The following is a 21,736-nucleotide window of genomic DNA, read 5'->3' as shown; positions in this document are numbered from 1 at the left end:
GGTTATCCGAGAAAAGCCAGCGGGCGCTCTCCATCGCTCGTGGCTTCTGGCACAACACGGCTCAGCGCAGGTCGTCGACCAGGCAGCGGGCGTGGAGCGAAGGCGGCCCGCCCGGCGGCTGCCCGAAGACGAGGACGCACCTCCGGAGCACGTCCATGCCGAGCACGCCGTCCCGGGGGCACGAGGGGTGCGTGGACCCTGGAAGGAGCTCCACGTCGAGGCGGGCGCGTACGTCGCCGATCTCCAGGTCGACCCCGCGGAGCCGGCGCGTGGTGATGGTGCCGGACGCGGCGAAGACCGACTCGCCCGGCTCGGATCCTGGAGAGAGCGCCCGCCCTGCGGGGGACGTGGTGAGCAGATCGGTGCGCTGGGCGCCGGTGTCGACGAGGAGCTCCGCCTCGCGGGGGGGCGATCCGCCGGGGGGGCGGAGCCTGGCGGGGAGCACGAAGGCCAAGCCACCCACGAGGCTCGCGCGGTCGAGGCACACGCGCGCTTCGGGGAGCCCGCGCGCCTCGGGACGCGAGAGGCTCGCCCACTCGGCCAGCGCGCCCTTCTCGTCGCCGAGGTCTCTGCCCTCGCGGAGCTCGCCCCGGGGCAGATCGAGCACGACGGCCGCGGCGTCGAGCCGCTGCGGCGAGAGGAACGCGCCGATCCCCAGCCGCTCGAGGGCCGCCGGCACCTCCACCACGAGCGTCTCGCGATCTGGGAGCGCGCCCCAGCCATCTACCGCGAGGCTCGGCCTCGACGTGCGGGCGGTCGTCACGGTCTTGCCCACGTGGTCGCGCCCGGTGTCTCCGTGGCTCGAGAGCGGCAGCTTGGCCTGCCGCGCGATCCACCCGGTGACCATGTTCGCGCTGGCCCCCGTGTCCACCAGGAGCAAGGTGCGCACACCCCCCACCGTCCCGGTCACGACCGGGAGCTGGAAGGCGCGGCCCGACACCTCGAACTGCAGGCGCGCGAGCCTCGAGGACGGCGGGCCCGCTCGCGCGTCGCTGGCGCCGAGATGCGGCGGGGCGACCACCGACGCGCGGGGGACGGCGGGCGTCGGAGGCACGTCGCACGCCGCGAGCGCGACCAGCAACGACGAGGCCCACGCGGCTCGCAGGCGGGGGCGAGCGACGGCAGATCGCGCAAGTCGCGTGGTGCACATCACTCGGTGGGCCGCGCGGGCGCGACCGCGACGCGCGGGGCGACCCGCTCGAAGGCGAGGACGCTGGCGACGAACGCCTCGGGCCAAGGCGTCGCGGTGCGGGTCGCGAGGTCGGTGTTCACGTACACGAGCTCACCGGAGGTGAGGTGCTCGTCGCCACGCCACACCCCGAGTGAAAAGACGAGGGAGGTCGCGCCGATACGCGTTACGCGGCAGCCGAGCTCGAGCAGCTCGTCGTAGCGCGCCGAGGCGTGAAATTGCGCGGTGGCCTTCACCGCGAACGTGTCGCACCCGTACACGTCGACGTAGCCCTTCGGGTAGGCGATGCGGGCGGCGCGCCAGTACTCGCACACGGCCAGATCGAAGTACGTGAAGTAGTGCGGGTTGAACACGACGTCCTGGCGATCGACCTCCGCCCAGCGGACTCGGTTCGGGAAGAGGAGCGTGAACTCGTCGCGGCTCATGCGGCGAGTGTCGCCCACAAAAGGCCAAAGGCGGCGACCGAAGTCGCCGCCTGGCGCGTGAAGGACGGGAGGAGATCCGTTACTTCTTGGGAGCCGGCTTCGCGGGCGCGGGCTTCGCGGTCGGCTTGGCGGTCGGCGCGGGGGCCGGCTTGAGCGCCGGCTTGGTGCCGGGCTTCGCGATGACGGGCTTGGCGCTGCTGCTCGCGCTGGCGCTGGCGGCGGGCTCGGCGCTGTCGGCCGCAGAGGCGCTCGGCGCGGCCTCGGCCACCTTGGTCTGCTTCACTTCGAGCTCGAAGCTGAAGCCACCCTTGAAGTGGGAGGGATCGCCCTTGAACGAGTCGGTGATGTTGATCTTGTAGTCGCCCGGCTCGAGCTCGACTTCGGCGTCGGTGTGCTCGTCCTTCGCGACGACCTTGCCCGCGGCGCTGGTCACGTTGAGGACCGGGGAGAGGGGGATCTTGATGTGGGAAGGGGCCTGGGCGTGGATGTGGTAGGTGCCGGCCTTGGTGACCTTCAGCGACACGGTCTCGCCGGTGTCGTTGTAGATCTTGCCCGTGCACTTCTTGCCGGCCTCGGTCTGGTCGGTGATCTGGCAGTAGTTGACGCCGGGCGCCGGGGGATCCGCGAAGATCGACACGGGCAGCCCGATGAGCATCGACACGCCGGCGCCGATGAAGCCGATGAGCGAGTTGCGCTTGGTGGCGCCGACGAGCTTGTCGCGACCCTTGGTGGAAGCGAGGAGCTTGCCGAGCATGCCGTCCTCCTTCGTGATGGCGCCCGCGTTGAACTTGCCCATGACGAAGAGGTTCCCCTGCGGCGCGACGAGCTTCTCGATGCACTCGACGCCGTCACCGGTCTTGTCGCCGCCGGGGACGCTCACGCTCACGCGGTAGCCCTGACCGAACATCACGTCGCCCCAGGAGACGCCCTGCTTCTGGTTGAACGACTTCTCGAGCTCGACGTCCATGCCCTTCGTCGCGTCGACCGCGACCGGGCCCGAGCCGTCATTCACGTAGAAGACGGAGCCGACCTTCTGGGTGTTGACGGTGGTCTTGCCCGTCTCCTTCTTGGTGCCGTTCTCGGTCTGCACGTACTTGTGCCAGTGCTGGATGATCTCGATCTCGTAGTAGAGGCAGGGCTTGCCGGAGCAAGGCGCGACGAGCTGCTGCTGGCCAGGCTGAACGGCGCCCTCGGTGCTGATACGCCCCTGGGCGTCCGCGCCCTGTCCACCCGCCGCTTCGCCCGTCTTCTTGAACGGGGCCGCGAGGATCTTCTTCATCTTCAGGTGCTGCATCAAGCCGACGACGCCCGCGATCAGGGCGACGAAAATCAGAAAAAAGCCGAGGTATTGCACGTGTCGCGTTCTCCTTCTGGCGCAGTTCTACGCAAGTTCCAGGAACATCTCCCCACCGAAATCGGGAAAATTCCCGGGCGAACCCGAGGTGCGCGAAACCATTAAGGTTGTAGTGCTCAGCGGGGGCGCCGGCGCCGCCTCATGGCGAGGGCGAGCGCGAAGGCCGAAAAGGCTGCGAAGGCAGCGCCGAGCCGCGAGCCCGCGCCGGACGTCGAGCAACCCCCCGCGTCGCCCGTGGCGGCGGCCGGGGGAGACGCGCCGGGGCTCGCGTCCTCTTCATCGGGCGGCGCCGGGACGCCGGCGTCTCGACCCGTGGGGCCTCCGTTGTTGCCGGTGCCTGGAGCAGGCGCGGTGCCCTCCGAGGCGCCCGTGGCGGACGCGCACTCGCGATCGGAGGGGAAGTCGACGCGCCCGTCGAGATCGTTGTCGAGCCCGTCGTCGCAGTCGGTCTTGTTGCCTCCGAGCTCGGGCTGCGAGCTCGTCACCTTCTTCAGGAACGCGAGCGCGGGCTTCGCCCGGTACCCACCTGGTGCGGCCGGGTCGCTCACCACGATCCCCCAGGTGTACGGAGCAGGCGGCTCGTCGAAGGCCTCGTAGAAGATCGTGCCCGTCCACCACGGCCGCGTGAGCATGACCTCGAGCACTTGGCGGTAGTAGACGCGCTGCGCCTCCTCTTGGGTGGCGTCGCCGGCGGTCGCTTCGCGCCCGGTCTCGGTGATCCAGAACGGCGCGGTCACGCCGTGCTTATCCATGACCTCTTTGAACGAGCGCGAGCCCTCGTAGACCTTCACCCCGCCGAGCTCGACGACGCGGTGCCGCTCGAGCTTGTTGAAGAAGCTGTCCGACGTCGTGCCAGCGCCACCGCCGCCAGCGGGCGGCGGGAACCCCGCGTAGATGTGGCCGCTCACGATGTCGAGCTTGCTCTTGCCCGCGCTCAGCACTTGATCGAGCCAGTCGCCGTATTCGTTCCCGATCGAGGCGAGGCCCGGCCCCACCACCTTGCACGCCGGGCACGCCGCGTGGACGGCGTCGGCGCCGGGCAAGAAGACGCGATCGATGTAGTCGCGCGGCGAGCCTTCGAAGAACTGCTCGAGGTTGGGCTCGTTCCAGATCTCGTAGTGCGTCACCTTCGCCTTGTAGCGGTTCACCACCGCGGTCACGAAGGGCCCGAACGTGCCGGCCTTGGGCACGTCGTTCGCCGAGCCGCCGCCTTTCGCGTCGGCCTGAGAGGCCCACGCGGGCGTGTAGCCCACGACCGCGAGGACGCGGAGCTTCCGGGCGATCGCGCCGTCGATGAGCGCGTCGAACCGGGTCCAGTCGTACGCGGCCGCGCTGCGTGGCTGTGCGTCGAGCCAGTTGAAGTCGATGCGCACCCAGCCCACGCCGGCGTCGCGCGTGGCGTCGAGGCCCACAGTCGGTGACTGGTGCACGTTGAAGCCGAGGTCGCGCGGCGCTGCGCGCGCCTCGCCCGCGACCGAGAGCGTCAGCGCAGCGAGTGACGCGCTCGCGAGGACCGTCCGCCGGGTGTCGTCGCGCATCGTCGCTCGTCTCCTTGTGTCGTGGCCGCTTACGCCGTCGCGTCGTGACGGCGTCTCGACATCCCGTGATCGGGCGTCATCGCGCCGGCGCGTCGCGCGCGCCTCACCAGCGTACCTCGTGCGCGGCATGCGCTGCCAGCGCCGCCGCGAGGCTCACTTCGGGGCGCACGCGCCGCGCGAGACCCACGGCTCGGGGGCGCCGCCGCAGCCGGAGACCGTGGCGTGATCGCAGGAGCAGAAGTCCTCCACGCAGGGCGGCGCCGCCACACACGCCCCCGTGGGCCGGCGCTCACCGGAGCCACACCCGGGCTCGGAATAGAGCCAGATCGTACCCTCTTCGCACTTCGGGGGCCACACGTCCGGCTTCCCCTCGCCCGGCGCCGTGGCGGGCGGAGGCGCTGGGCACCCCGCGAGCGCGACGAGCCACAGCGCCGTGACGATCGGAGGCAACAGAGAGCGAGCGCGCATCCTCCACGCATAGCGGAGATCGGCGGTGTGCGGCGGCGCTCGAGGCGAGCATCACGCGCGACGCGAGCGAGGCGCGAGCGACGCGTGATCGAGGTGTGCGCGAGGTGCGCGCGAGGTGTGCGCGAGGTGCGCGCGTACGGCGAACGCCCACACGCACCGACGAATCGACGGGCGCGAAGCTGCGCGTAGTTGCGCTTGCGCGCCCCCCTGATACCGCTGGAAGTATGCGGCTGACTTCGTTCGCAACGGTCGGTGTGCTGGGCGTCACTCTCCTCTCCCTCGCCGGGTGCAGCACCCCGGCCGACGAGCCCGACCGCGCGCCGCGGACCGCGCGCGCAAAGAGCGCGCTGGCCGAGGGCGAGGTGTGCCCCGACGGCCAGGAGCCCGACGGCGCCGAGGGGTGCCAGCTGTGCGCCGCCGGCACCTCGTCGGTCGGCGGCGAGGCGTGTCTGCCTTGCGCCGCGGGCTCGGCCTCGGAGGCGGGGAGCGCCGCCTGCACCGCGTGCCCGACCGGCACCTTCACCGGCGCCGACGGGAGCGCCGCTTGCACCGCGTGCGACCCCGGCTTCTACGCGGAGCTCGAGGGGAGCACTGGGTGCGCGGCGTGCCCCGCGGGCACCTTCGCGGACGCCGGCAGCGGGACATGCACGCCCTGCGCTCAAGGCCAGTTCAGCGACGCCGAGGGGAGCGCGGCCTGCGGCGCGTGCGGCGACGGCCTCACGACCGCGGGTCCGGGCGCGACCTCGGCCGAGTGCGTCGCCTGCGCGCCCGGCGAGATCAGCAACGCCGACACGAGCTTCCTGTGCGTCCCGGACGGCGGCGGCGGCCCGGGCCCCGGCGGCGGCGGCGACTGCGGCGGCCCGGGCGCAGTGGACGATCCCGCGCTCCGGTGTGATGACGGCGTGGTGTGCACCGTGGCGACCGACTGCCGCAGCGGCGTGTGCAGCGGCTCGAAGGGCGTGTGCGTGGCGGGCACCTCGTGCGGCATCGGCGCGGGCGACTCGGCGTCCGGCGTGGACACCTGCGGCGCGGGCGAGACGGGCTCCGGCGGCGAGTCCCACGAGAGCTGCTGCAAGTCGCTCCCGCTCCCGCTCGACCCGACGCGCCGACTCGACAAGTACGAGGTGACCGCAGGCCGCGTGCGCCGCTTCGTCGACGGGATCACGTCGACCTACGGCACGGCCAATATTCGGCAGTTCGCCTACGACTTCGGGGCCGCCAATCCCGACTCGCAGCTCGGCTATCTGGCAGCCAACTACCCCAGCGTGGTCGACATCCTCCCGGCGTCCAGCGCGCTCAGCGCCAAGCCCCCGCTCTCGGTGCACCTCGGCGTGTACCCCCTCGACCCGATGAACGCGCTCGACGGGTGTTGGGTGGGCTCGGGCTCGTACGGCCACCCCACCTATTGGCAAGACGCCGCCACGCTCCGCGCGTACGGCATCGACAACAACGGCAACCGGCGCTTCTCGCAGGCCTCCCTGGACGAGAAGCCCATGAACTGCGCGATGTCGCTGCTCTTCATGGCGTTCTGCGCGTGGGACGGCGGCGAGCTGGCGGCGATGACCGACTACCAGCAGGTGTGGGGAAACAACCCGCAGGTCGTCGGGGCGACGAACGTGTACGTGCCCTGGGCCTCAGTGCTCGGGCCGGGCGAGTTCAACTGGCGAAACGGGCAAAACGGCACGTTCGACTGCCCCATCGCGGGCTGGCCGGGCTGCACCCCCAAGGACACGTGGCCCGCGCAGGGCATCCACTACCGATACCCGGGCGGGGTGGCTTCGGAGAACGACGCGTCGGGGCTCATCTCGGCGCCCGGGCGCTTCCCCGCGGACGTCACGGCCGCCACCTCGACGAGCGGCGACGGCTGGATGGATATCGGCGGCGCTTCGCTCGAGACCGGCTGGGTCCCTGACCCGCCCGTCACGCCTTCGGGCGCCATCTACGATATCTGCGACACGTCGGCGCGCCCGGGCCCCGGCGAGAGCCCCTGCGTCCGCCAGGGCGTGAACGGCGTCCTTCGGCACGAGGGTCCGCTACCGCACCTTCCCCTCGTGGGGTATTCGTGGGAGGGCCACGCGCGCTACAACGAGGCCTATCTGGCCGGGAACGCGGCCAACCCCAGCAACTGGAAGCCGGTCACGTTCCAATACGGCAAGACCGGCGGCCGCTGCGCGAGGCCGGTGCGTTAGGCGCCGGCCAGAAGTAGGCACAAACGCCCGTTACTGCTCGTCATTTTCCGGTGCACGCCGCGCGTATCTTAGGCGACACCGTGCGGGGATCGAGCTCCCACCGGGGGGCGTCTCGCGGCGCCTGCGGCGCGCTCGCCTCGCTGGCCGTGCGCCACGCGGTGCACGCCCCCACGGCCGCGCCCCAGGCGTCGAGCGCCACATAAGCCTCCAGGAGCGCGCGGTGGATGACCGCGAGCTGCGCGCGCGTGAGATCTCCGCTGCCGAGCAGGCGGTTGCCGCGCGCGACCGCGTCGACGTACCGACCGCCGCGCACGTCGGCGAGCAAGGGCGGGATCTCGGTCTCGGCGCGGCGCTGCGCCACGTGCGCCTCGCCGCCGCCCTCGCTCAGCACGCGCTGCCCGCCGCGGCGCGCCTCGCGCTTGCCGCCCTCGGTGAGCACGAGCTCGAACAGGGGCACGAGCACGACCTCGCCGCGAGCGAGCTGGTCGGCCTTCGCGGAGCCGTCGTTCTTGCGGAAATTGTAGGCGTTGAGCTCCCAGTAGCGGTTCGGCTCGCCGAAGTAGCGTGCCGCGAGCGTGCTCATCTTCTCGTCGTCGCCGGCGATGTGGACGAGCACCGCGGGCACCTCGATCTCCTGGGCGATCGAGGGCGGCACCCAAGGGACGGCGTGGTTCATTTTCGCGAGCGCGTCGGCCCTCCGGCGATCGCCGAGGAAGCGCTCCGCGAGGTCGGGCCAGGTCTCGCGCTCCACCACGCGGTGGTGGCTGGGGGCGGGCACCTCGAGGCGCATGCCCGGCACGACCGACGCTCCGCGCGAGTCGAGGCCGTTCGCGCCGGCGAGCACGGCCTCGAACCGGGCGCTGCCGTAGTAGCCAACCGCGAGCTGGGCGAGGGTCTCGCCTGGCTGGAGCGTGTGGGGGAAGGCCGCGACGTCCGCATGGCCGACGAGGAGCCCGACGGATGCCGCGGCGGCACACCCCAGCAGGCGTAGCCCGCGGGCCGGGAAGGGGCGGCCGGTCACGGCGCCCTCGACGGGGCTGCGCTGCTCGCGCTCGACGCGGAGGCGCTCGCGTCGTCGGCGTCGGTGCCTGCATCTCGGGCTTCGCCGAGGTCGAGCGCCACGTCGACCGTGACGACCTCACCGGAGCGGATCTGCACTTGGCGGCTCTCGGGGCGTGCGTTCGGGTGCGTGAGGGTGACGAAGTGGGGACCAGGCGGCAGCGGGATCGACCGGGCGAAGGGGGTGGTGTCGACGAACTGGCCGTCGACGGCGACCTCCGCCCACGGCGTCGCGAGCACCCGCAGCGAGCCCCCCTGGGCGGGCGCGAGCTCGAGCGGCCTCGAGCCGGCGGCGCGCACCGTGCGCGAGTCGCTGGCCACCACCTCGGAGAGCCCCGCGAACAGCACGAAGCCCGCGCCGATCGCGGCGAAGCCCAGCGCAGAGCCGCGCACGCTCATCGCCGACCTGCGGGTGCGCCGCGTGGAGGCGTCGGACACGCCGGGCCGCCGCCCGACGTCGTCTTTGACGTAGCCGGCCTCGACGAGCGCGGCGACCACGAGGCGCTGGGGAGAGGCGCCCGAGAACGACCTGAGGAAGGTGCCGAGCTCGTCGGCGACCTCGCGGGCCGTCGAGAAGCGGTCGCTCGGGTTCTTCTGGAGCAGCTTCATGACGACCCGCTCGAGCGGGCGGGGCACGTCGGGGGCGCGCTCTCGAAACGGCACCGGGGCGTCGCGGCGGAGGCGTGGCGCGCCGACCCGGGCGGCCACGCCGCCGCTCGCCTCGCCTTCGAAGGGCCGCGTGCCCGTGAGCATGCGGTAGAGGATGACCCCGAGGGAGAAGAGGTCGCTGCGCGCGTCGACCGTGTCGCCGAGGATTTGCTCGGGCGACATGTACGCGGGCGTCCCGAACGCCGCGTGCCTCCGCTCCGGGCCATCGCGCGCGGGGAGCGGCTCGGCCACGCTCGGCAGTCGCTCGCGCTCTGCGATGCCGAAGTCAATGATCTTTACATCTCCCCGGCGGGAGAGCAGCACGTTCTGAGGCTTGATGTCGCGGTGCACGACGCCGCGCTCGTGGGTGTGGGCGAGGCCTTCCGCGACTTGGTAGCCGATGGCCGCCGCGGCCTCGGGGCGCAGCACGCGTCGTCGCGCGACGAGCTCCGCGAGGCTCGGGCCGTCGACGTACTCGAGCACCAGGAACGAGGGCTCGTCCGTCGCGGCGGCGCGGTAGTCGACGAGCAGGACCACGTTCGCGTGGAAGAGCTCGCCGAGCACCTTGGCCTCGCGATCGAGCTGCGCGGCGAAGCTGGACGAGGGCGCGATCGAGCCCTTCAGGGCCTTGATGGCGACCGTGCGCCCCAGGCTCTCCTGCTCTGCCTTGTAGATCGTGGCGAGCGCGCCCGAGCCGATCGTGTCCACGACCCGGTAGCCGGCGAACTGGGGCTCGATCACGCGGGCCTCACGCTGGGGTCCGCGCGAGCAGCGACTCACCCGTCATGGCGGCGGGCTGCGGCATGCCCAGCAGCGCGAGCACGGTCGGGGCGACGTCGGCGATGCGCCCGCCCTCCCGGAGCGTGGCGCCCGGATCGCCAGCGTTCAGATACACGAACGGCACCCGGTTGGTCGTGTGGGCGGTGTGGGGCCGGCCGGTCTCCGGATCGCGCATGAGCTCGGCGTTGCCGTGGTCGGCCGTGACGAGGAGCGCGCCGCCCACCTCGCGCACCGCCCGCGCCACCCGCCCTACCCCCGCGTCGACGGCCTCGATGGCCTGGATCGTCGCCGCGAGGTTGCCCGTGTGGCCGACCATGTCGGGGTTCGCGAAGTTCACGAGCACGAACGCGTACGTGCCCGACCGGATGGCCGCCACCGTGGCCTCGACGACGGCCGGGAGGCTCATCTCGGGCTTCAGATCGTAGGTCGCGACCTCCTTGGGGGAGGGCACGAGCTTGCGGTCTTCACCCGCGAAGGGTTCCTCGCGCCCGCCGTTGAAGAAGAACGTCACGTGGGCGTATTTTTCGGTCTCGGCGCACCGAAACTGCCTGAGGCCCGCGCGCGACAGCACCTCGGGGAGGATGTCGGGCAGTACTTCTTTTCCGAACGCGACCGGGAGGCCGAGCGACGCGTCGTATTGGGTCATGCACGTGTACGCGTCGGCGAACGGCGCCGCGCCGCGCGCGAAGCCCGAGAGCTCGGGCGCGGCGAGAGCGCGGGTGATCTCGCGGGCGCGGTCGGGCCGGAAGTTGAAGAAGAGGCCTACGTCGCGGCCGACCGTGACGCCCGCGTAGTCGCCCACCACGAAGGGCTCGACGAACTCGTCGCTCGTGCCGCTCTCGAGGCTCGCGCGCGCGCCCGCCGTCGCGTCCTGCACCACCGGGGCGTCGGCGTGCGCGATCGCCCGGTACGCGCGCTCGACGCGCTCCCAGCGGTTGTCGCGGTCCATCGCGTAATAGCGGCCGCTGACGGTGCCGATGACGCCCTTGCCCGCGAGGCGCCCCTCGAGCTCGGCCAGGTACGCGGGCGCCGTCCCGGGCTGCACGTCACGGCCGTCGAGGAAGGCGTGCACGACCACGCCAACGCCCGCCTCATGGGCCGCGTCGATGAGCGCGTAGAGGTGCGTGTTCATGCTGTGCACGCCGCCGTCGGAGAGGAGGCCGAAAAGATGAATCTTTCCAGAATTTTGCGCAGCCTGGGCGAGCGCCTTCGCGATGGCCTCGTTCGCGCCGAGCGACCGGTCGAAGACCGCCATGTCGATGCGCGAGATGTCCATGCGCGCGACGCGCCCGGCGCCGAAGTTGAGGTGCCCGACCTCGCTGCTGCCCATCTGCCCGGGGGGCAGGCCCACGTCGGGCCGCTCGCGCCGATCGTGGTGTGCGGGCAGCTCGCGGTGAGCGCGTGGAGCTCGGGCGTGCGCGCGAGGGCCACAGCGTTGTCTGCGGTCTCGGGGCGCTCGCCGAGGCCGTCGAGGATGAGGAGGACGAGGGGTCGCGGCGCGCTCATGGGCAGGGCACTCTACCACCGCCACGCGTAGGCGCGCGGCGCCCTGACGAGCGCGACGATGCGGACGCGGGACACGCCGCGAGACTTGCGGTATCAAGCCTCATGCCCTGGGTGGTCGCCGAGCTTCGAGGTCAGCGGGTGTTGGCGCGCTGCTCGGAGGCCGGGGCGCTCGTCTCCGCGGGCGGTCGCGTCGAGATCCGCTACAAGCCCACCGACGGCCGCGCGTACCAGGCCGCGGCCGGCAACCTCGCGGTCGTGAGCCCCGCGAAGGTGCTCCCCGACGACCACTGCGCGCCCGCCGACGCCGTCCCCCGCACGAAGGAAGAGAAGAAGGTCGTGGCCGCGAAGAAGGCCACGACCAGCGCGGCTGCGATCCCGGCAGACGCCTTCGTCGCGTACACCGACGGCGCCTGCTCCGGGAACCCGGGCCCCGCCGGGCTCGGCGTGGTGGTCACCTCCCCCGAGGGCGAGCGGCACGAGGCGAGCGAGTACCTCGGCTCGGCCACGAACAACGTCGCGGAGCTCACCGCCATCCTGCGCGCGATCGAGGCGGTCGCGCCAGACCGCGCGCTCGTGGTCCACACCGACAGCCAATACGCGATCGGGGTGCTCACCAAAGGGTGGAAGGCGAAGGCGAACGTCGAGCTCGTGGCCAAGACGGTCGCGCTCGTGAAGGGGCGCCGCGGGCTGCGGCTCGTGTACGTGCCGGGCCACGCCGGCGTGCCGCTCAACGAGCGCGCCGACGAGCTCGCGCGCCTCGCCGTGTCGAGCCGAAAGAGCACCCGCCTCCCGGCGCTCGGCGCGGCTGGCGCGAAGTCCGCGCCCAGCGCCCCGGCCTAGCCTCCGCGAGGTGACGCCAAGGCCTTGAAACACCTCGGCCTTCTTCTCATCCGGCGCGTGAGCGGGCCGAGGCACTTCCGGGAGCCCAGCGCCGCGAGGGAATGCTAGGCTGCGCACCCCATGGGCATCCGCATTCACCCCACCGCCGTCGTCCACGAGAAGGCCACCCTCGGCGAGGGCACCCAGGTCTGGTTGTTCTGCCAGGTGCGCGAGAACGTCACCATCGGCGAAAACTGCGTCTTCGGAAAGAACGTGTACGTCGACAGCGACGTCACCATCGGCAGAAACTGCAAGATCCAGAACAACGTGTCGCTGTTCCACGGCGTCACCCTCGAAGAGGGGGTCTTCGCCGGGCCGCACGTGTGCTTCACCAACGATCTGCGCCCGCGCGCGGTGAACCCCGACCTCAGCCTGAAGAGCGCCGACGACTGGATCGTGGCGAAGACCCTCGTGAAGAAGGGCGCGGCGCTGGGCGCAAACTCCACGATCGTGTGTGGCGTCACCATCGGCGAGTGGGCCATGGTCGCGGCGGGCTCGGTGGTCACGAAGGACGTGCCCGACTTCGCGCTCGTGCGGGGCAACCCGGCGCGCATCGTGGGCTATGTGTTCCCCGACGGGGCCAAGGCCACGTTCGACGAGCACGACGTGGCCGTGGCCGCGAACGGGGACAAGCTCGTGCGCGAGCGCGATGGCGTGGTCCGGCGCGGCTAGTCGCCACCCGAAGGCCGCTCTCCGACGACCTCGCTCCGCTCGCTCCGATTCGCTCCGCGCAGGACGCCCATGACCACCATCTTTCGACCCGGCCTCTTCGACGGCCACGTGGCCCTCATCACCGGCGGGGGTAGCGGCATCGGGCTCGCCGTCGCGCACACGCTCGGCGAGCTCGGCGCCAAGATCGCCATCTGCGGGCGCAAGCGCGAGAAGCTCGACGCGGCCCGCGCGGAGCTCGAGGCGCGCGGCGTCACGGTCTTCGCCGACGCGTGCGACATCCGCGAGCCCGACGCGATCGGCGCGTTCGTCGACGCGGTGGGCGCCGCGCTCGGCCCCGTGACGGTGCTCGTCAACAACGCGGGGGGCCAGTTCCCCACGAGCGCCGAGAGCGTCTCGCCGCGCGGGTGGGAGGCGGTCGTCCGCAACAACCTGAACGGCACGTTCTTCATGACCCAGGCGGTCGCCGTGCGGCACATGTTGCCGGCGAAGCGAGGGAGAATCGTGAATGTTATCGCAAATATAGCCAGGGGGTTCCCGGGCATGGTGCACACTGGCGCCGCGCGCGCGGGCGTCGACAACATGACCAAGACGCTCGCCGTCGAGTGGGCGCAGCACAACGTGCAGGTGAACGCCGTCGCGCCGGGCATCATCAAGACCTCGGGCACCGATCAGTACGGGCCGGAGCTGCTCGAGATGAGCCGCGTGCGCACGCCCATGAAGCGCCTCGGCTGCGCCGAGGAGGTGGCCGAGCTCATCGCGTACCTCGCGAGCGAGGCCGCCTGGTTCGTCACGGGCGAGACCTGGTACATCGACGGCGGCGCGCACCTGTGGGGCGACAACTGGGTCATCCCCGAGTCGAACGGCGCGCCCGAGCCCGCGGTGCTCGCGACGCTGCGCGACAAGGGCGGACGCGCCGGGGACACATGACGCTCGAGCGTGAAGGCGAAGGCGAAGGCGGGGCGCGCGTGCCCGAGGTGCCCGGCGACGCTCCGGCGACACCCGCGGAGGCCGACGGGGCACCCGTCGCGCCCGCGCCCGCTGCGGGGGTCGAGACGACGACCCCTCCGGTCGCCACAGCCATCGCTCCGCGCGCTCGAGTGCACGAGCGGGTGTTCCGGTGGCTCCGCGAATACTTCCTCGCCGAGGATCCGCAGTTCCTCGCCGCGCTCGTGCCGTTCTGCTTCTTGTCGATGTTCCTCTTCACGCGGCACCCGTTCCGCACGAACTTCATCTTCGACGAGCAAGAGGCGCTGCTCGCGAACCCGTACGTGCGGAGCGTCGCCGACGCGCACCCGAAGTTCGGTTGGCTCGACGCGTTTCGCCGCGATTTCTGGGGGCTCGGGCCCGAGCGGAGCATCGGCTCCTACCGCCCCATCCCGAACCTCGTGTGGCGCTTCTTGTGGATGTGCGGCGCGCGCGAGCACAACCCGTTCCTTCACCACTGGGTGAACGTCCTCTTCCACGGCGCGAACGGCGCGCTCCTCACCCTCATCGTGTGGCGCGTCACGAAGAGGAAGGGCGTCTCGTGGCTGGCGGGCATGTTCCTCGTGGCCTCCGCGGTGCTCACCGAGGCGGTGAGCGGCGTGGTCGGCATCTCCGACGTGTTCGGTACGTTCGGGTGCCTGCTCGCGCTGCTCGCGCTCACGACGCGGCTGCCGGCCATGGGCCCGCTCGTGTTCCTCGCCACGCTGTTCGGGCTGTACTCGAAGGAGAGCGCGCTCGTGTGCGTGCCGATGGTGCCGCTGTTCGCGCTCGCCACGGCGAAGGATCTCTTCCCCGAGAAGCCGCGACGAGTGGCCCGCGCGCTCGTGGCCTTCGCGGCGGCCGCGGCGGCGTTCGTCTTCTACGTCGAGACGCGGCGGCGGCTCTTCCCGGCGGGGGTGCCGCCCGCGTTCACGGCCGCGGCGAACGAGGGTCGCTCGGCCTCGCACCGCGCCTTCGCGGCGCTCATGCGGTGGTACGGACAGCCCACGTTGCCGCGCGACCTGTTGAACAACCCGCTCGCCGCGACCGACGCGCCCCACCGCATCGCGGGCGCCCTCCGCGTCTACGCCCGCGGCCTCGGCCAGGTCGTGTTCCCGAAGACCCTGTCGGGCGACTACTCGTCACCGCAGGAGCCGGTGCCCGCCTCGCTCGTGTTCCCCGAGAGCGTACTGGGCACTCTGCATGATTCTCCCATTCCCCGTGGCGGCAGCGCTCGCGCTGCGTTCGTTCTGGGACGGGAGAGGCAAGCCGGCCGAGACCGCGAAGCCGGTCGAGACCTCCGACGCGGGCGAGACCGCGAAGGCCACCGCGCCCGCGGAGCCGGAGCCCGCCAAGCCCGCGCCGGCCGCGAGCCTCGAGGTCGCCCCCGACCAGGTCGACTACCGCGCCCTCGTGGCGGTGAGCCTCGTCTGGGTGGTCGCCTCGTACTTTCCGGTGTCCAATATCCCCATCGTGCTGCCCACCGTGCGGGCGGAGCGGTTCTGGTACTTCCCGGTGGTCGGCACCAGCGTCCTGCTCGCGATCGCCGCGGTGCGCGCGTTCGAGCGCGCGCGCGCCGTCGACGCGGGCGAGGCGGGCGAGGCGGGCGAGGGCCCGTGGGAGGTCCTGCGCCAGAAGACGGGCCTCCGCCGCGCGCACGCGATAGGCCTCCTCGTGGCGGCGTTCACCCTTTTCCAGAGCGTCGCGGCGCGCCTCCACGCGAACGACTACACGACCGATCTCACCTTCTGGGACGCCACCCGCAAGGCCGTGCCGCGCAGCGCGAAGGCGCACCTCAACTACTCGGTCATGAAGGGCGCGCGCGGCGACCTCGAGGCCCGGCGCGCGGCCAACGCCATCGCGCTCGAGCTCGCGCCCGAGTGGCCCATGGCGAGCATCTACCTCGGCGACACGCTGTGCCGCATGCACCGCGCGCCCGAGGCCTGGCCGCACTACAAAAAGGGCTTCGAAATGGCCCAGAACGACGTAAACCTCCTGTCGCTGGGCCTGCAGTGCCTGTGGGACGAGAAGCTCATCACGCCTCCGAAGGCCGAGGGCGGCGAGCCCACGCCGCCCGAGTCGGCGACCCGCGCCGAGCTCCGCGCCATCGCCGCGCGCCACCCGGGCTCGTGGCTCGAGTGGCTGACCAACGACATCGTCGCGAACGGCGAGACCCACAAGGGCGTGGACCCCAAGCACCGCCCGCGCGGGTACAACGAGGGGCCGAAGGAGTAGCCTCGGCGCCGATGACCCCCAAGACGAAGCAGCGCGTCGCGTTCCTCGCGAAGCTCGCGTTCACCGGCGCGTTGCTCACGTGGCTCGCGCGGAAGGGCGCGCTCGACATGCGCGCGCTCGGGGTGTTCCTCGAGAACACGTGGCTGCTGCTGCTGAACGTCGTGGTCTTCTGCACGGCCTCGGTGTTCATCGCCACGGTGCGCTGGCGCTTGCTCGTGAACCTCTCGGGAGCGCACGTAGGCTTCTGGCGCTCGGTGTCGCTGCAGTTCGTGTCGCTCTTCTTCAACGTGGTCATTCCCGGCAACGTGGGGGGCGACGTGCTGAAGGCGCTCTACGTCGCGCGCGACGAGCCGAAGGAGCGCCGCGCGGGCCTGCTCCTCGTCGCCTTCGTGGAGCGCGTGGTCGGGCTCGCGGGCCTCATCACGGTCGGGCTCATCGTCGTGCTCGTGCGCGGCCGCACGCTCTGGCAAGACGAGCTCTTTCGCCCGCTCATCTCCCTCGTGTTGCTGCTCGGCGCGGGGTTCGTCGTGGGTCCGGCGGTGTTCGTGCTCGTCATGCGCTCCTACGGTGCGCGCCTCGAGGCGGTCGCGGAGGGCAGCACCTCCCCCGTGGGGCGGCTCGCGCAGAAGGTCATCGCGGCCTTCCGCCTCGTGTCGGCGCGCCCCTCGCTGCTCCTCGCGTCGCTCGGCCTCAGCATGGCCCTGCACGGCACCAACATGCTCTTCTTCATGCTGCTCGCCGCGGTCGTCGGGCACCAGGAGGTCACGCTCGGCGCCATCGCCACGATCTACCCCATCGGCCTCTTGAGCCTCATGCTGCCGGTGTCGGCCGCCGGCATGGGGGTCGGGCACATGGCCTTCGAGAAGCTCTTCACGGCCGTCTCGCTCCAGCACGGCGCCGACGTGTTCAACGTGTTCTTCTTCGGCCAGATCGCCCCGTGCGTCTTCGGGGTCATCCCCTACCTCGCGCTCCGCGCGAAGGCCCCGCTCCCCACGGCCGCCGAGGCCGCGGCCGCCGCTGAGACCCCGCCGGCGCCCTGACGGGCACGGCACGAGCGCCACGCCCGGGACGCGCGACGACGCGCCGCGGGACGTGGCGGCCAGCGCGTCGAGGGAACGGCGTGGCCTGACGACCGCCGCCCGGGCCGGCTCAGGGCACCGTGAGGTCGAAGTGCACGGACCAGTTGTAGAGCGAGTACCCGTACAGCGACGGCGTCGTGTCCGAGTCGCGCACGTTGCCGCGCGGCCCCTGGGTCGGGCCCGGGCACGCGGGTGAGGGCGCGTTCTGCGCGTAGGTGAGGTGCTTGTTCGACCCCGTGGGCGTAGAGGCGAGGGTGATCGTCACGGTGTCGGGGGCGGTCACGGCGACGCTGCTGATCGCGGGGGTGGACGCGCTGTCGGTGTAGCGGAAGCCGTAGTTGCCGGGGTTGGTGACCAAGGTCGTGTCGAGCACGAGCGGCGGCACCGGCACCGCGAACTTCACGGTGAGCACGTTGCCCACCCGCGTCACGCTGGTGGGGCGCACGGGCTCCCAGGCCTTGCCTTGAAGCACGGTGCGCAGATACGCCTTGGCGAAGTACTCGCCGAGGCGCCGGTTGCTGTGCGACGTGAAGTGCAGGCAGTCGGTGGCGAAGGGCAGCGGGTAGGCGGGCGTGACCAGCACGACCTTGCCCGGCGCCCGCTGGTGCGCGTCCAGCTGGAGGTTGGCGATGCTGCTGGCGGGCTTGTCGGTCCAGCCGCTCATTTGCGAGATGAAGAGCGGCACCGGGAGGGTCTGGCCGGTGCGCGCCTTCACCTGGGTCTCGTAGTCGGACTGCCACTCGAGGAGCGCGTCGGAGTAGTTCAAGATTTTGTTGGGCGTGCCGTCGGTGCCGGCCAGCGGGAAGCCCGGGTAGTAGTGGTCGGTCTCGCCGTGGATCGCGGTGACCGCGCGCACGACGTAGCTCGCGCCGCGCGCCGCCGCGAGGGCCTTCGCGTCGTTCACCTGGCGCATGCCGTCGTCGAACGCCTTGATGTAGCTCGGCGAGTGCCACGAGCAGCCGCCGCGGCGGAGGCACTGGTAGCTGTTGCCGCTGCGGCCGTGCAGGCTCACCATCACGTCGTGGCTGGTGCGCCCGGCCGGCTGCCCCACGAGGTATACCGAGCGCGCGATGTTCGTGATTTGGTTCGCGATTCCGGCCGAGGCGGTCTCGACCGAGTAGCTCAGGAACTTGTCGCCCTCTACCAGGGGCACGAGCGAGCTGGGGGTCTGGTAGACCGTGCACCCGTCGCCGTTGCAGTTGGTAGCCGTCATCACGCCGACGTTGAACATGAGGTTCGAGAACGGCTGCGTGGTGCTGAGCACCGGCGTGCCCGAGTTCGCCACGCTGTTGCTCTGCCCGGTGGAGAGCACGTGGTTGATGTCGAAGTGCTGGTAGAACGGGTCGAGGCCCGTGCCCGGGTTGCCGCCGTCTTCGTTCAGGCCGAGCGTGGTGGGGGTGCTGATGGTCTTCTTCAGCGTGAACCACAGCGTGGTGCCGTCGCGCGAGGCCTCGTAGTCGACCCCGTCCACGAGGTTCGTGGTGCCCATGCGCACGCCGGTGGGGAGGGCCACGCGCGAGTAGTCGAGGACGCGGAACACCGGGTTCTTGATCGACTTGGCCTTCGGGTCGATGGTGAACACCGCGGCCGCCGTGGTGGGCTCGGCGCGCAAGTCCCATGTAGCATACACATGGTTGTAGCCCGCTGGGGCGTACGTCACGGTGTCGGCGCGGCCCACGCCGGCGACCCCGCCCGTCATGACGAGGCCCCGCGTCGCGGTCAGGCTCGCGGCGGTGAGGCGCTCCACCTGGGCGACGTGGTTCGTGGTGGCCGCCTTGGCCCCGAGCACGATGAACGTACCGTAGCTCTGGTAGGGGTAGCCGCTCAGGTTGCCCTGGTACCCGTAGCTCGGGAACGAGGTCTGACCGACCGCGCCGAAGTTCATGCCCCAGCCCATGGTCTTGACGCTGGTGCCGGCCGGGAGCTGGTGCTGGTTCAGCAGGAACGTCCAGTTCCACGAGGCGGGCATGAGCTGCCCGGCGGGGCTGCCGGCGTCGATCACGCGGGTCGCGCTGGTCTTGCCCCAGTTCGAATAAAACCAGCCGTAGCCAGCGTCGTGCTGCGTGGTGCGCTGGGTCTGCACGAGGCCCATCTCGCTGTTCGTGGCGTTGCTCCACGAGCGCACGTAGGGCACCACGTTCGTGGCGCTGTAGGTCCACGGCGAGCTCAGGGTCACGGGGCCGGTGGTGGCCGTCGTGGCGAACTTGCGGCGATCGCCCCAGCCCACGCCGTCGACCGTGCCCGAGGAGCCCGTGTATTCGACCGCGCCATAGGGCGACTTGCTGTCGAGCGAGAGGGTGTTCGCGCCGGCCGCCGAGGTGTCGTAGGTGATGGTCCAGAGCGGGTAGTCGCGGCCGCTCACGAAGCTCCACTGCACCGTCGCGCGCACGGGGACGGCGACCCCCGCGCTGGTCTTCAGCTGGGAGTACGCGTACTCGATCACCGCGTGCCCGGCGCCCACGGAGCGCAGCGTCCGCGTGCCCGCGAGGTACTTGCTCGAGATGTTCGCGTAGTCGGTGGAGCGCTGCGCCATCACGAAGCCGAAGCCGGGCTCGGTGGTGCCTCCGCTGACGGTGCGCGTGACGCCGGCCGAAGGCTGGTACGTGAACTTGCGCGCGTAGCCGCCGTACGCGCCCGCGGGGTCGATCGCGTCGTTCTTCACGAGGAACGCCGTGCGCGGGCGGTTCGCGCTGTCGGTCCAGGTGATCCGATCGCCCACGAAGCCGGTGTCGGTGACGTTCTGCTCGACCGTCACGGTGGGAGCGGCGGCCAGGCGATTCGGAGAAGCGACCGGTCCGTCGTCGAGCGGCTCCAGATCGCGCTCGTCGGCCGTGGGGGTGTCGGTCTCGGGGTCGCGCGCCTCGCCCGGCGGGCCGAGGTCGCTCGCCTCGTCGCCCACGGGGGCGCTGCATGCGAGCGGGAGGACCAAGAGCGCGAGCAGCGAGCCGAGCGCGTGGTGGGTACGCATGGCCCCACTATGTCCCCGGCCGCGCGAAGCGCAATCGAAAACCCGAGGCATGTCGCGGCGTAATGGCCGCCCCGCGGCCGGCCCGAGGGCGCGCTGTGCCGCCCCGCGGAAACGCGCTAACTCAAGGCCAGGGTGGACGAACGCGCGCCTCACGCCGAGCCTCGCGCGCCGATGGACGTCGGCGAGCTGCTCGCGTCCGCGGAGACCCCCGGCCCGGGCCCCGTCGCGCCGGTCGCGCCCGCGCCTGCGCCCCGGACGGCCCCGCCGTCGCCGCCGCCGCCGGCCCCACGCTCGGTCTCCCCGGTCCCGCTCGCGCTCCGCGACAAGGTGCGCGCGTTCCTCGCGCGGCACGGCAAGAAGCTGTGGTGGCTGCACTCGGTCTACGCGCTGTGCCTCGGCACCGGCGTCGTGCTGTTCGCGCAGAAGGGCTTCCAGCAAGCCCGCCTCCTCGCGATCTCGGCCGGGGGCGCGTGGCTGCTCGTGCTGCTGTTCTTCCGCCTCCACGGCTCGGGGAAGCGCCAGGCCTCGCTCGAGGGCGCGGAGACCAAGACCAAGCTCCGGTTTTACGCGCTCACCTACGCGCTGAAGAACCTCTACCAGGGCATGCTGTTCTTCCTGCTGCCCTTCTATTGGAAGTCGACCACGCTCGACTCGCGGAACGGGTGGTTCGTGGTGCTCGTGGCGGCGTGCGCGCTGCTCTCCACGCTCGACGTGGTGTTCGACCGGGTGCTGTTGCGCTGGGTGGCGCTCGCGTCGGTCTTCCACGGCGTCGCGCTCTTCGGCTGCGTGAACCTCATCGTGCCGGCGCTCTTCCCCGACACCCGCACGCTCACGTCGCTGATGATCGCCGCGGGCGTCACGACCCTCGCGTTCTGGACGATGAACCTCGAGCTCGCCGCGTACCGGAGGCGCGGCGTGCAGGTCGCGATCGGCACGTCGGCGGCCCTCGCGGTGCTGGTCGCGTACGCCGCGCGCACGTTCATCCCTCCGGTGCCCATGCACCTGTCGCGCGCCTCGGTCGGGCCCATGACGCTCGCGGACGGCCGGCTCGCGATGGAGGTGCGGGCGCTGCACCCCTCGGTCATCCAGCAGCTCCAGGCCGTCACCGACGTGGTCGTGCCCGGCGGGCGGGGCGATCGTCTGCGGCACGTGTGGCGCCACAACGGGCACGAGGTCGTGCGCGCGCACGAGGAGACCTCGCGCGTACCGGGGCCCGCCGGCTCGGTGCGCCTGCGCTCGCGGCTCTCGGGCGACAACCTGCCCGCGCAGCTCGTGGGCGCGTGGTCGGTCGACGTGGAGACCGAGGACGGCCAGCTCGTCGGGCGCGCCACGTTCGTCGTCGAGGAGTGAGCGCGCTCGCCACGGGCCCGAGGACGCGCGCTCTTGCACCCGCCGCGCGGCGCCTTAGGTTCTTGGGAGCACTCGCTGAAGGAGGCCCCGCATGTCGACCGTGTCTCGCGCTTCCCTCGTCTCTCCCGCCCGCTCCTCTCATGGCGTCTCGCTCGCCAAGGTCGGCCGCCTGTCGGCCGTGAAGCGCTACTTCGGCGACAAGGACGCGTCGTTCTTCGGCAAGGCCTTCGTGCTCTTCGCGGTGGTCTACGTGGTCATGCCGGTCGACCTCATCCCCGAGGCGATCGTCCCCGTGCTGGGCTGGCTCGACGACGTCGGCGTGGTCGCCCTCGCCCTCGGCCACCTCGCGCGGGTCACCGCGAAGTACCGCGAGGTCGCGGCGCTCACGGCCGGCTGATCGCCGCCCCGTTACAACCGACCTATTCCTCCGCGAG

The 21,736-nt window shown here is 71.6% G+C and carries 18 protein-coding genes and 1 pseudogene; 8 read left to right on the top strand and 11 right to left on the bottom strand.

Features of this window, described 5'->3' with window-relative positions:
- Positions 1-61 precede the first annotated feature (61 nt).
- The 5 genes from IPQ09_14875 to IPQ09_14855 form a co-directional block, all read right to left on the bottom strand.
- The gene (locus IPQ09_14875; protein MBL0195479.1) at positions 62-1,081 is read right to left on the bottom strand and encodes an aspartyl protease family protein; all 1,020 of its coding nucleotides are present in this window, start codon (positions 1,079-1,081) and stop codon (positions 62-64) included.
- 68 nt (positions 1,082-1,149) lie between these two features.
- Positions 1,150-1,614, bottom strand: coding sequence for an acyl-CoA thioesterase (locus IPQ09_14870; GenBank protein MBL0195478.1), 465 nt, complete (start codon positions 1,612-1,614; stop codon positions 1,150-1,152).
- Between the two features lie 79 nt (positions 1,615-1,693).
- Positions 1,694-2,968: a hypothetical protein gene (locus tag IPQ09_14865; GenBank protein ID MBL0195477.1), complete on the bottom strand. Its 1,275-nt coding sequence runs from the start codon at positions 2,966-2,968 to the stop codon at positions 1,694-1,696.
- Between the two features lie 116 nt (positions 2,969-3,084).
- The gene (locus IPQ09_14860; protein ID MBL0195476.1) at positions 3,085-4,506 is read right to left on the bottom strand and encodes a hypothetical protein; all 1,422 of its coding nucleotides are present in this window, start codon (positions 4,504-4,506) and stop codon (positions 3,085-3,087) included.
- A gap of 153 nt (positions 4,507-4,659) precedes the next feature.
- Positions 4,660-4,974 carry a hypothetical protein gene (locus IPQ09_14855; GenBank protein ID MBL0195475.1) on the bottom strand — a complete coding sequence of 105 codons (315 nt, stop codon included), beginning with the start codon at positions 4,972-4,974 and terminating at the stop codon, positions 4,660-4,662.
- A gap of 224 nt (positions 4,975-5,198) precedes the next feature.
- Between IPQ09_14855 and IPQ09_14850 the strand changes: the two genes are divergently transcribed.
- Positions 5,199-7,163 (top strand): hypothetical protein, encoded by a 1,965-nt coding sequence (locus IPQ09_14850; protein ID MBL0195474.1) that lies wholly within the window; start codon positions 5,199-5,201, stop codon positions 7,161-7,163.
- Between the two features lie 40 nt (positions 7,164-7,203).
- Here the strand turns inward: IPQ09_14850 and IPQ09_14845 are convergent, their stop codons facing one another.
- From IPQ09_14845 to IPQ09_14835, 3 genes and pseudogenes are all read right to left on the bottom strand, one after another.
- Positions 7,204-8,184, bottom strand: coding sequence for a LysM domain-containing protein (locus IPQ09_14845; GenBank protein ID MBL0195473.1), 981 nt, complete (start codon positions 8,182-8,184; stop codon positions 7,204-7,206).
- Entirely contained in the window at positions 8,181-9,611 is a 1,431-nt protein-coding gene (locus IPQ09_14840; protein MBL0195472.1) for a serine/threonine protein kinase, read from the bottom strand. The genes IPQ09_14845 and IPQ09_14840 overlap by 4 nt, the downstream gene beginning before the upstream one ends.
- A gap of 7 nt (positions 9,612-9,618) precedes the next feature.
- A pseudogene (locus tag IPQ09_14835) lies at positions 9,619-11,156 on the bottom strand (2,3-bisphosphoglycerate-independent phosphoglycerate mutase).
- A 102-nt stretch (positions 11,157-11,258) separates the two neighbouring features.
- Between IPQ09_14835 and IPQ09_14830 the strand changes: the two are divergent.
- The 3 genes from IPQ09_14830 (at position 11,259) to IPQ09_14820 (ending at position 13,634) form a co-directional block, all read left to right on the top strand.
- Positions 11,259-11,996: a ribonuclease HI gene (locus IPQ09_14830; GenBank protein MBL0195471.1), complete on the top strand. Its 738-nt coding sequence runs from the start codon at positions 11,259-11,261 to the stop codon at positions 11,994-11,996.
- A 120-nt stretch (positions 11,997-12,116) separates the two neighbouring features.
- Positions 12,117-12,707: an N-acetyltransferase gene (locus tag IPQ09_14825; protein MBL0195470.1), complete on the top strand. Its 591-nt coding sequence runs from the start codon at positions 12,117-12,119 to the stop codon at positions 12,705-12,707.
- A gap of 69 nt (positions 12,708-12,776) precedes the next feature.
- On the top strand, positions 12,777-13,634 hold the full coding sequence (locus IPQ09_14820) for an SDR family oxidoreductase (GenBank protein MBL0195469.1): 858 nt from the start codon (positions 12,777-12,779) through the stop codon (positions 13,632-13,634).
- A 508-nt stretch (positions 13,635-14,142) separates the two neighbouring features.
- Here IPQ09_14820 and IPQ09_14815 read toward each other — a convergent pair.
- On the bottom strand, positions 14,143-14,466 hold the full coding sequence (locus IPQ09_14815) for a hypothetical protein (GenBank protein ID MBL0195468.1): 324 nt from the start codon (positions 14,464-14,466) through the stop codon (positions 14,143-14,145).
- A gap of 84 nt (positions 14,467-14,550) precedes the next feature.
- Positions 14,551-14,736 carry a hypothetical protein gene (locus IPQ09_14810; GenBank protein ID MBL0195467.1) on the bottom strand — a complete coding sequence of 62 codons (186 nt, stop codon included), beginning with the start codon at positions 14,734-14,736 and terminating at the stop codon, positions 14,551-14,553.
- A 137-nt stretch (positions 14,737-14,873) separates the two neighbouring features.
- On the opposite strand from IPQ09_14810, the gene IPQ09_14805 reads away from it, so the two are divergent.
- Both IPQ09_14805 and IPQ09_14800 read left to right on the top strand, forming a co-directional pair.
- Positions 14,874-15,905, top strand: a complete 1,032-nt coding sequence (locus tag IPQ09_14805; protein ID MBL0195466.1) for a hypothetical protein — start codon at positions 14,874-14,876, stop codon at positions 15,903-15,905.
- Between the two features lie 11 nt (positions 15,906-15,916).
- Positions 15,917-16,945, top strand: coding sequence for a flippase-like domain-containing protein (locus IPQ09_14800; protein MBL0195465.1), 1,029 nt, complete (start codon positions 15,917-15,919; stop codon positions 16,943-16,945).
- A gap of 109 nt (positions 16,946-17,054) precedes the next feature.
- Here the strand turns inward: IPQ09_14800 and IPQ09_14795 are convergent, their stop codons facing one another.
- Positions 17,055-19,952, bottom strand: coding sequence for a hypothetical protein (locus IPQ09_14795; protein ID MBL0195464.1), 2,898 nt, complete (start codon positions 19,950-19,952; stop codon positions 17,055-17,057).
- A gap of 171 nt (positions 19,953-20,123) precedes the next feature.
- Between IPQ09_14795 and IPQ09_14790 the strand changes: the two genes are divergently transcribed.
- Positions 20,124-21,302 carry a DUF2914 domain-containing protein gene (locus tag IPQ09_14790; protein MBL0195463.1) on the top strand — a complete coding sequence of 393 codons (1,179 nt, stop codon included), beginning with the start codon at positions 20,124-20,126 and terminating at the stop codon, positions 21,300-21,302.
- A gap of 91 nt (positions 21,303-21,393) precedes the next feature.
- Entirely contained in the window at positions 21,394-21,699 is a 306-nt protein-coding gene (locus IPQ09_14785; protein MBL0195462.1) for a DUF1232 domain-containing protein, read from the top strand.
- Positions 21,700-21,736 lie beyond the last annotated feature (37 nt).

It is taken from the genome of Myxococcales bacterium, assembly GCA_016720545.1.
GTDB lineage: Bacteria > Myxococcota_A > Polyangia > Polyangiales > Polyangiaceae > JAAFHV01.
Note: the sequence above shows the minus strand (reverse complement) of the source record. Positions and strands in the feature narration are given on the sequence as shown.

Bases quoted from the DNA above. Each gene is read 5' to 3' on its own strand.
- IPQ09_14805 (MBL0195466.1), top strand. From the start codon at position 14,874: ATGATTCTCCCATTCCCCGTGGCGGCAGCGCTCGCGCTGCGTTCGTTC.
- IPQ09_14820 (MBL0195469.1), top strand. From the start codon at position 12,777: ATGACCACCATCTTTCGACCCGGCCTCTTCGACGGCCACGTGGCCCTC.
- IPQ09_14790 (MBL0195463.1), top strand. From the start codon at position 20,124: ATGGACGTCGGCGAGCTGCTCGCGTCCGCGGAGACCCCCGGCCCGGGC.
- IPQ09_14795 (MBL0195464.1), bottom strand. From the start codon at position 19,952: ATGCGTACCCACCACGCGCTCGGCTCGCTGCTCGCGCTCTTGGTCCTC.
- IPQ09_14810 (MBL0195467.1), bottom strand. From the start codon at position 14,736: ATGCGGTGGGGCGCGTCGGTCGCGGCGAGCGGGTTGTTCAACAGGTCG.
- IPQ09_14870 (MBL0195478.1), bottom strand. From the start codon at position 1,614: ATGAGCCGCGACGAGTTCACGCTCCTCTTCCCGAACCGAGTCCGCTGG.
- IPQ09_14855 (MBL0195475.1), bottom strand. From the start codon at position 4,974: ATGCGCGCTCGCTCTCTGTTGCCTCCGATCGTCACGGCGCTGTGGCTC.
- IPQ09_14825 (MBL0195470.1), top strand. From the start codon at position 12,117: ATGGGCATCCGCATTCACCCCACCGCCGTCGTCCACGAGAAGGCCACC.
- IPQ09_14850 (MBL0195474.1), top strand. From the start codon at position 5,199: ATGCGGCTGACTTCGTTCGCAACGGTCGGTGTGCTGGGCGTCACTCTC.
- IPQ09_14860 (MBL0195476.1), bottom strand. From the start codon at position 4,506: ATGCGCGACGACACCCGGCGGACGGTCCTCGCGAGCGCGTCACTCGCT.
- IPQ09_14830 (MBL0195471.1), top strand. From the start codon at position 11,259: ATGCCCTGGGTGGTCGCCGAGCTTCGAGGTCAGCGGGTGTTGGCGCGC.
- IPQ09_14785 (MBL0195462.1), top strand. From the start codon at position 21,394: ATGTCGACCGTGTCTCGCGCTTCCCTCGTCTCTCCCGCCCGCTCCTCT.
- IPQ09_14800 (MBL0195465.1), top strand. From the start codon at position 15,917: ATGACCCCCAAGACGAAGCAGCGCGTCGCGTTCCTCGCGAAGCTCGCG.